The sequence below is a fragment of the Winogradskyella endarachnes genome (assembly GCF_009741275.1).
GTDB classification, from domain to species: Bacteria; Bacteroidota; Bacteroidia; order Flavobacteriales; family Flavobacteriaceae; genus Winogradskyella; species Winogradskyella endarachnes.
Genome location: NZ_WOWS01000014.1, coordinates 1 through 3,138 on the forward strand (window position 1 = coordinate 1; position 3,138 = coordinate 3,138).

Genomic DNA, 3,138 nt, shown 5'->3' on the forward strand with positions numbered 1-3,138 from the left:
ATCTATTTTCGTTTAAAAGAGTCTCAATTTGGATTCTTTCTTTTAGGGTAAGTCGTCTATGCTTTTTTACTTTCATTATAACAAATCTATAATTTTAGATTTGTTGCGTTAAGTTATTGAATAGAGCGTAGCTTTTTCAAATTATTGCCAACGTGTTTGTGTATGATTAGTGGCGTGTTTTAGGTACTAAAGTTAACAAATAAAACACAGATAGAAAGTCCGCGAGGACTTTCGTAAATTGGCTAAAAACAGCCATTAATTATACACGGTGTTAGCAACTGGCTTTTGTTTCTTCAAAACTATTTTTTGCTATTAAATTTGGGTCAGGAAAAATGAATTCTGAATTAATACCCTCTTGTCTAATTTTATCTTTCACATAATCAGTTAATTTTTTGTTTATGTTATAGCATTTGGAAAATCTATAAATTACATTTTCTTTATTTCCAAATTGTTCGTTACCAACTTGTTCTATTGGTTTAAAAGGGTGAGAATTCCAAATGAAAACTCCTTCTTGATTTATAATATTCATACTGTTATTAAGTGAAAACTGTATGTCATTTTCTTCATTAATATCTGAGAAATAAGTCAATGGAAACGTAATTAGTCTTTCTATTTTCGTTACGAATTTTATTAGACTATTTTGGTGAAGCATTTTAGTTGCCATTTTAAGTCTGTCTCTTCCAAAGAATTTTTCCATTTCAGTTTGTTCAATTCCTTCAGATTCTCCATTTTGGATGACATTATCTTTTACGTGTTTCTCCATTTCCGAAATTCCTTTTTCAACGAGAGAGACTAAACTAGTTGAAATTAAATCCTTTTCCTCAATGTGGTATACGCTAAAATATTTGTCTATTTCTCTAGATTCATCCTTATATTCATTCACGTTTTCGGTAGCAAAATATAATGCGTTTTTGAAGTTATTACTCCAATCTACTAAAGGTGTTGGGCAACCATAGTGTTGTAAAAAACTTAAAACTGCAATATCATTCTCTGGGCTTATTCCATTTTTTTTGAAGAACTTTTCTAAAATCCCACCATTTTGTTTTTTTGCATTGCTGATAGTTTTTTCTATAAAAGTTTTATAGTCAGTACCGTTTTTATATAACTTTTCATTTATCCAATATCTTTGAAGTGAACTGTAAATTCTCCATTTCGCTTCCGTTACTCCTCGATAAAGTGTTGATTCCGAATTTTTATGTTGCTCATATATAGAATCAAAATCCTCTTTAGTGTCAATCATTATTTGCTCAAAAAAGAGAGCTTTTTGTAATGTTGTTTGATATTCAGTCATTAGCTCAATCGAAGAATGTGGTGGTGTCCATTGTGTTCCTTCGTAAGCTAAGAGAGAAGCTCTTACAACTGAGCTTACTGTAGATTCATCTACTGTTCCATCTGCTCTAAATTTGACTTTTATTAAATCTTCTAGCAAGTGATTTGACCAAATAGTTTTGACACCACCATTATTCAGCCAGTCAGCAAATAGTTTGATTCTAGAATTCAAATTTGATGATGTATCAACTTCTTTCATTTAGTTCGGATTTCAGCTTGTTGCTAACGGTCTCGTATAACCGTCAGTTACGGATAAATATACGAAGTTTTTCGGTTTAGCACTGACGTTAGCAATTCCGAGTGGATTCGGACGTAGTCGAATCCGCCGTAATTGCGGTTATACATTGTTGCCCATAGTTATTTTTTATTCTGCATTTCACGAATTGCTCTTTTCCGTTCACGCATTATTTTTCTTCGTTCTTTTTTTGTTTTGTCATTCAATAATGGTGTCCAATCAATTCTGTCGTCACTTTCAAGCCACTCCATATATTTTTTCTGAAATTTCTCAATTCCATCTCGCTCAATAAATGGTAAATAATATTCTATCAGATTTGCGTTTTTTTCGCAAAAAGTCAATGTACAGTTTTGAATTCCAGTTACTCTTGCATAAGGCATTCCCTCAATTCGGTCAGCCATTATTATTGCAATTTCTCCTTTATTCAAAATCCGATTGTTACATTCCGATTTAATTTCAGTCAAGGTTTGGTCTATAAAAAATTCTGCAAGAGTCGGTAAAATCCGCCAACCATATTCAATCAGTTTTTCGGCTTGTTCTGTTTTCGTTATTTCTTTAGAGTTCTCAATTTTTGAAATTCCGTCCAATAGATTTTCAATTTCAGATTTTGATTGAGAGAAGCCAAAACTTGAAATTAAAACTGCAATTATTAATGTCAGACGGATTTTTTTCATAATTATGGGCAACGGACTCGTATAACCGTCAGTTTACGGGTTAAAGTACGTAAATTTTTCGGTTTAACACAGACGTTAGCAATTTCGAGTGGATTCGGACGTAGTCGAATCCGCCGTAATTGCGGTTATACATTGTTACCTGCTGTGCTTTATTCATTTTTTCTAATAATTTCTATAAATATTTGTCCGTTTAATGGTGTCCATATTTCTATAAAATCATCTTCGTCGTTTTTGATTCTTTGAAGTTCGAACACTTTGTCGCTTGTTAAATCTCCCAAATATTTTAGCGGTATTTCTTTAATAATTCCGAAAAGTAATTTGTCTCCACCTTCGCAAGTCGTAGCAATACGCAATTCAGTCGGTTCGAAAGTCAATTCATAAATCAGTTTACCTTTCTCATTATAGAATTTCCATAATCCAGTTCGGTAGTAATGAAAAGCACGAAATGCTCCTCCAACTCCACATCCTATATAAGAACCTAATTTGTAATTCCCCTCAGTTCTTATATTTCCGTTCTCATAGTATTCTTTCCAACGTCCAATTTTTAAATCACTAATTCCATTTTTATCAACAGCTACAGCTCCTTTTCCGATTATATTTCCGTTGCGAGTCAATTCAATTATCGAGTCCTGTTCAGGTAGTCCGTTTTTCAGTTCCCCGTATTGCTTGTCATTCGAAATATAGATTACGTCTTCTTGTCCGATAACGAACTGAACTTGAAAAAGAATGATAATTATGTAGGCGATGTTCTTCATTTTTTCGGCATTGCAGGTAACGGTTTTGTGTATGGCTCGTTGCGGGAAATCCGCGAGGATTTTCCGCCGTAGAACGAAGATAGCAAATTGCAATGAATTCCGATTAGGAATTCAGCCGCAATGAGCTATACACGTTGTTGTACCA

General features: G+C 33.2%; 3 protein-coding genes. All 3 read right to left on the reverse strand.

What is annotated here, in order from left to right; genetic code table 11:
- Positions 1–271 precede the first annotated feature (271 nt).
- Positions 272–1,528 carry an FRG domain-containing protein gene (locus GN138_RS15815; RefSeq protein WP_157364964.1) on the reverse strand — a complete coding sequence of 419 codons (1,257 nt, stop codon included), beginning with the start codon at positions 1,526–1,528 and terminating at the stop codon, positions 272–274.
- Between the two features lie 158 nt (positions 1,529–1,686).
- On the reverse strand, positions 1,687–2,238 hold the full coding sequence (locus GN138_RS15820) for a hypothetical protein (RefSeq protein WP_157364965.1): 552 nt from the start codon (positions 2,236–2,238) through the stop codon (positions 1,687–1,689).
- Positions 2,239–2,387: 149 nt separating this feature from the next.
- Positions 2,388–2,852, reverse strand: coding sequence for a toxin-antitoxin system YwqK family antitoxin (locus tag GN138_RS15825; protein ID WP_197429365.1), 465 nt, complete (start codon positions 2,850–2,852; stop codon positions 2,388–2,390).
- Positions 2,853–3,138: the final 286 nt, after the last annotated feature.